Source organism: Bradyrhizobium sp. (assembly GCF_016462955.1).
In the GTDB taxonomy this organism is placed as follows: Bacteria; Pseudomonadota; Alphaproteobacteria; order Rhizobiales; family Xanthobacteraceae; genus Bradyrhizobium.
Genome location: NZ_JAEMSD010000461.1, coordinates 1 through 4,854, shown reverse-complemented (window position 1 = coordinate 4,854; position 4,854 = coordinate 1). Strand labels below are relative to the sequence as shown.

Annotated in this window: 4 protein-coding genes and 1 pseudogene; 3 read left to right on the top strand and 2 right to left on the bottom strand. The window is 65.2% G+C overall.

Annotated elements, in window-relative coordinates:
- On the top strand, window positions 1–831 hold an 831-nt coding region (locus JHD07_RS31655), incomplete at its 5' end, for a hypothetical protein (RefSeq protein WP_291629298.1).
- Here the strand turns inward: JHD07_RS31655 and thrS are convergent.
- Window positions 828–2,879, bottom strand: coding sequence for a threonine--tRNA ligase (gene thrS / locus JHD07_RS31650; protein ID WP_291629297.1), 2,052 nt, complete (start codon window positions 2,877–2,879; stop codon window positions 828–830). The genes JHD07_RS31655 and thrS overlap by 4 nt on opposite strands.
- A gap of 183 nt (window positions 2,880–3,062) precedes the next feature.
- Here thrS and JHD07_RS31645 point away from each other — a divergent pair, with 183 nt between their 5' ends.
- Entirely contained in the window at window positions 3,063–4,235 is a 1,173-nt protein-coding gene (locus tag JHD07_RS31645; protein ID WP_291629295.1) for an MFS transporter, read from the top strand.
- 90 nt (window positions 4,236–4,325) lie between these two features.
- Complete coding sequence (locus JHD07_RS31640) at window positions 4,326–4,691, top strand: hypothetical protein (protein ID WP_291629293.1); 366 nt, start codon at window positions 4,326–4,328, stop codon at window positions 4,689–4,691.
- A gap of 11 nt (window positions 4,692–4,702) precedes the next feature.
- Here JHD07_RS31640 and JHD07_RS31635 read toward each other — a convergent pair.
- Window positions 4,703–4,854: pseudogene (locus tag JHD07_RS31635) on the bottom strand (alpha/beta hydrolase); the annotation flags it as partial.

The window sequence follows — 4,854 nt, the reverse complement described above, 5'->3', positions numbered from 1 at the left end:
GCAGCCAGCGCAGTCGCGCTCTACCAATCAAGTCGCCCGCTCAATGCCTTGTTGAACGATCGGGCCCGGGCGCTGTTCGGCCACGTCGCGCTTTACCTGCATCATCAGGGCATCGAACCCGGCGAGCCGGGGCTGACCGTGGGTGCCATGAAGGAGCACTGCGTACAGCTCGACCTGTGCAGCCGGGGGCGTTGCGAAGCGATGCTGGCCTTGATGCGGGCAACCGGACTGCTTGCTCCTGCGCCGGATCCGGATCGGCGCAAGCGGCTGCTGGTGCCGACCGAGAAGCTGATCTCTTTGCATCGGGTGCGCTGGGATGCCCATTTCGCCGCAATGCGCAGCGTGCTGCCGAGGGCGACTGCGTACAGCGCCGCGATCATGGATCCGGACTTCGTGAGGGCGTTCGTGATTGCGCTTGGCCGGCGGTTTGTGGCAGGTCTCCGCGTTCTCGACAGCGCGCCCGAACTCGGGTCGCTCGCCGAACGCAACGCCGGAATTGTCATCCTGTTCAGCCTGGCACTGAGCGGAGACAAGAACGGGCCGTTTCCGCCACGCGAACCGGTGCCGCTCTCGATCAACGCGCTGGCGAAGCGGTTTTCGGTGTCGCGCAAGCACGTGCTGACCTTGCTGCGGGATGCCGAGCGGCAGGGCCTGCTCCAGCGCTGCGGACCGGGCGACAGCGAGATCGTGCTGTTGCCGCCTGGCCGCGATGCGCTCGAAGCGATGCTCGCGACGATGTTTCTCTATCTTGCCGAATGCGGGGACGAAGCGATGCGCAGTTGCGCGCGCGGCGCCTCGCCCCCGATGTCGACGACGGCGCGGGCCGGCTAGGTCGCAGCGACCGCCTCGCGCATCCGCTTGACGTCCGGTGGCGTCGCCTCGTCGACCAGCGCTGCGATCGCTTCCGCCGTGCTCATTACCTTCTGGCCGTCGCTGCCGAGCCGGCGCACCGAGACCGAATGCGACTCGGCTTCCTTCTTGCCGACCACGAGCAGCGCCGGGATCTTGGCCAGCGAATGCTCGCGGACCTTGTAGTTGATCTTCTCGTTGCGCAAGTCGATCTCGGCCCGGAGGCCGGCGCGGCGCGCCTGCTCAAGCACCACCTTGGCGTATTCGTCGCCTTCCGAGGTGATGGTCGTGACCAGCGCCTGCACCGGCGCGAGCCAGAGCGGGAAATTGCCGGCATAGTGTTCGATCAGGATGCCGATGTAGCGCTCCATCGAGCCGCAGATCGCGCGGTGCACCATCACGGGCGGCTTCTTGCCGCCGTCATGGTCGATATAGAACGCGCCGAACCGCTCCGGCAGGTTGAAGTCGACCTGGGTGGTGCCGCACTGCCAGTCGCGGCCGATGGCATCGCGCAGCACGTATTCGAACTTCGGCCCGTAGAACGCGCCTTCGCCCGGGTTGATCTCGGTCTTGATGTGATTGTTCTGCGACTGGATCTCGCGCAGCACGGTGGCCATCACGCGCTCGGCGTGATCCCACATCTCGTCGGTGCCGACGCGCTTTTCCGGCCGGGTCGACAGCTTGACGGTGAGGTCGCCGGTGAAGCCGAAATCGGCATAGGTCGACAGGATCAGATCGTTGATCTTCAGGCATTCCTCGGCGAGCTGGTCCTCGGTGCAGAAGACATGGGCGTCGTCCTGGGTGAAGCCGCGCACGCGCATCAACCCGTGCATCGCGCCCGAGGGCTCATAGCGATGCACCACGCCGAACTCGGCGAGGCGCAGCGGCAGGTCGCGGTAGCTCTTCAGGCCGTGCTTGAAGATCTGCACGTGGCCCGGGCAGTTCATCGGCTTCAGCGCAAACCAGCGCTTGTCTTCGGCCTCGTCGCCGGCGGACTGCGCCGCGAACATGTTCTCGCGGTACCAGCCCCAATGGCCAGAGGTCTCCCACAGCACCTTGTCGAGGATCTGCGGCGCGTTGACCTCGTTGTAGTCGCCGGTCAGGCGCCGGCGCATATAGGCGATCAGCTGCTGGAAGATGGTCCAGCCCTTGGGGTGCCAGAATACGACGCCCGGACCTTCTTCCTGGAAGTGGAAGAGGTCGAGCTCGCGTCCGAGCTTGCGATGGTCGCGCTTCTCCGCTTCCTCGATCTGCTTGAGATAGGCGTCGAGGTCCTCCTGCTTGGCGAAGGCCGTGCCGTAGATGCGCGTCAGCATCGGGTTGTTGCTGTCGCCGCGCCAGTAGGCGCCGGCCACCTTCATCAGCTTGAAGGCGTTGCCGACCTTGCCGGTCGAGGTCATGTGCGGGCCGCGGCAGAGATCGAACCAGTCGCCCTGGTAGTAGATCTTGATCGGCTCGGTGCCGGGAATGGCGTCGACCAGCTCGACCTTGAAGGCCTCGCCCTTGTCGCGGAACACCTGCTTGGTCTTCTCGCGGTCCCAGACTTCCTTGGTGAAGGGTTTGTCGCGCGCGATGATCTCGCGCATCTTCTTCTCGATCGCGGCAAAGTCCTCCGGCGTGAACGGCTCGTTGCGGAAGAAATCGTAGTAAAAGCCGTTCTCGATCACCGGACCGATGGTGACCTGGGTGCCCGGCCACAGCGTCTGCACAGCTTCTGCCAGCACGTGCGCGCAGTCGTGGCGGATCAGTTCGAGCGCACGCGGATCGTCGCGATTGACGAGTTCGATCTTGGCATCGTCCTCGATCGGGTCGTTGAGATCGGCGAGGCTCCCGTCGAGCGCCATCGCAACCGTGCGCTTGGCCAGCGACGGCGAAATGCCCTTGGCGACGTCGAGGCCGGTGATGCCCTTGTCATATTCACGCCGGGCACCGTCGGGAAAGGTGAGGGTGACTTTGGGAGCGGGGGTCACGGGCTTCAGGTTGGACAGGCTGTACTGGAAGCCGGACTCGGATTTGGGCTGGTCGGTCATTGCTTTTCTCCTGAGGCTCACTCCTGCGAACGAGCGCAGGTAAGCGGGAACGAGCGATATATCAGGCGATTCGGCCCGCGCAATCCGGCATTTCCAAGAAAGTGGCGCGCAAAACCGGGCGCAATCCAACTATTTGGCGTGGTACCCTTTAACTGGTCACGAGACGCCGCTACATGCGTTTGCATGGAAAATGCCCCCGCCGCCGGCCGTTTCGCGCCGACCGCCCTGATGCTCGGCAACCTCGTCACAGGCTGCTCGGTGCTGGCGCCGGCGGGCATGCTGCCGGAATTGGCCGGGGGACTCGACGTCAGCATCCATGCGGCCGGACTACTGATCACCTTCGGCGCTGTGACGCTGTGCGTCGGCTCGCCGCTCACGGCCTGGCTCACCAGCCGCATCGAGCGGCGAATGCTGCTCGCGATCACGCTTGCGGTGCTTGCCTTCGGCAATCTCGCCTCGGCCTTCGCGCCCGGCTACACCAGCCTCCTGATCATTCGCCTGGTGATGCTCGCCGTCGGCGCGCTCTATACGCCGCAGGCGGCGGGCACGGCTGCGCTGATCGTGCCGGTGAAGCGCCGCGGCAGCACCATTGCGTACATTTTCCTCGGCTGGTCCTTGGCCGCTGCCGTCGGTCTGCCGCTGATCACCTTCATCGCCAGCCGCTATGGCTGGCGCGCGTCCTATGGCTGCATCGGCGCGCTCGGCTGCATCAGCTTCCTGCTGTTGATGCTGCGTCTGCCTGCGGGCCTGAAGGGCGCGCCGGTGGATCTGAAGACATGGGCCGCCGTCGGCCGGAGCAAGACGATCCTGCTGCTGCTTGCGATCACGATGCTGCAAATGTCGGGACAGTTCGTCGTGTTCACCTACATGGGCCCGCTGCTCAACAAGCTCACCGGCGCTGGCCCCGATGCGATCGGCATGGTGTTCGCGCTCTACGGCGTCTGCGGCTTTCTCGGCGTCGTCATCGCCACCCGCATCGTCGACACATCGGGGCCCTATCGCACCTCGCTGCTGTTCACCTGCCTGCTTCTCGCCGGCGTGACCGGCTGGGCGCTCGGCGCCGGCTCGCTGGTCTTGATGGCGGTCGCGGTTACGATCTGGGGACTTGGCTTTGCCTCGACGAATTCGATGCAGCAGGTGCGGCTGGTTGCGGCCGCGCCGCCGCTGGCATCGGCGACCGTCGCGCTCAACACCTCGGTGCTCTATATCGGCCAGGCCGTGGGCTCCGCCATCGGGGGGCTGCTGTTTGCCCACGACCGCCTGCACACGCTCGGCTTCGTCGCGGTCGGTTTCGTCGTGCTGGCGCTGATCCTGGTGATCCTGACCCGGCCCCGTCCGACGGCTGCCGCCGCCTGAATGCCGCCTCTCCTGCACGCAAGGTGCTTGGCAAACTGCGCGGGAGAGCGTTAGAAGGCCGGTCATGGGGACCAAAGAGAGTTGACTGAGATGAGGATGATTCTGGCGGTTGCCGCGGTGCTCTGTTCAGCTTCCGCATTTGCACAGACCGAGAAGCCACCCATGGTGGGGGACAAGCCGCTGGTGCAGGTCAAGCCGAAAGGCACCAAGGAGGCTGTCGCCGCTCCGAAGGGCAAGCCCCAATCGATCGCCGTGCGCCTTCAGGCCTGCCTCGAGATCGACGACGGCACCAAGGATCGCCTCAACTGCTACGACGCGGTTATCCCGCCGGCGCCGAAGCCGAAGCCGGCCAAGGCCAAGGGCTATGCCGACTGCCGCTTCTTCAAGGAAGAGGACGAACGGCTGACCTGCTTCAACGGCTTTGCCGAGAGCATTCCGAAGCTGCCGAAGACCTGATCCACGCCAGGCTAGCGATTGGTGGCGGCGACGCGCGTCAGCGCGAGCGAAGGTGTCGCCGACATCTTCACGAGCACGTCCTTGAGCGGATCCCGCGTCCAGGCGCGCGTCACGTAGTCGCGATGGGTGATGCCCTCGCCAGTCTCCACGAACACCACCCTGC

What these genes read in the sequence shown, in the direction of transcription:
- JHD07_RS31645 (WP_291629295.1), top strand. Translation starts at nt 3,063, where the DNA reads ATGGAAAATGCCCCCGCCGCCGGCCGTTTCGCGCCGACCGCCCTGATG.
- JHD07_RS31640 (WP_291629293.1), top strand. Translation starts at nt 4,326, where the DNA reads ATGAGGATGATTCTGGCGGTTGCCGCGGTGCTCTGTTCAGCTTCCGCA.
- thrS (WP_291629297.1), bottom strand. Translation starts at nt 2,879, where the DNA reads ATGACCGACCAGCCCAAATCCGAGTCCGGCTTCCAGTACAGCCTGTCC.